This window comes from Xanthovirga aplysinae (assembly GCF_009711365.1).
GTDB classification, from domain to species: domain Bacteria; phylum Bacteroidota; class Bacteroidia; order Cytophagales; family Cyclobacteriaceae; genus Xanthovirga; species Xanthovirga aplysinae.
In genome coordinates, this window is record NZ_SMMB01000739.1 from 2,284 (window position 1) to 2,936 (window position 653).

The following is a 653-nucleotide window of genomic DNA, read 5'->3' on the forward strand; positions in this document are numbered from 1 at the left end:
GTAAAGGAATATGTTAGAAGGAAAGTACCAGTGGCCGAATCCCCTTAGTGAAATTAGAAAATTAGCTTGTTTCTTATGCTAAAAGAGTTCGATGAACCCATGCAGGCTTATAAACTTTCCTTATTGGGTGTTCCTTTGCCATCAATTACTTATAACTTTAAATTCTAAGAAAGCCCAAAAAACAAAAAATTAACTCAAAAAATTATTGAATGGTTAAGGTTATATTTTTTTTATTTAATAGGAATAAGAGCTTTTTATGGAATTTACTTTTATTATGCCTTTGTGGATGTATTGACCCATTAAAGACAAAGGTTGTACAGGATAATTCCTTTCTTGTGGTAGATGGGACAATTACCAACTTACCTGGCCCTCATGTAATTAAATTAAGTCGCTCTATTCCTTATAATCAACAGGAGCAGGACTATGTATTAGGAGCAAACCTTCTTTTGGAAGATGATTTAGGAAAGAAAATTTTGTTAGAACCATATGATGAGTTTTTTTACGCAACTCCAAAAGGCTTTAAGGCAGAGATAGGAAGAAGTTATAAGTTATCCATTAAGTTAGGGAATGGGGAGGAGTATATTTCAACAGAGCAAAAAATGGAAACTTCTCTTGAGATAGAAGATATGAAAGTGGTGATTTATGATAAAAGA

1 protein-coding gene is annotated in these 653 nt (G+C 32.5%); it reads left to right on the plus strand.

The features are described from left to right. Window positions 1-209: 209 nt before the first annotated feature. On the plus strand, window positions 210-653 hold a 444-nt coding region (locus E1171_RS04900), incomplete at its 3' end, for a DUF4249 family protein (protein WP_222931396.1).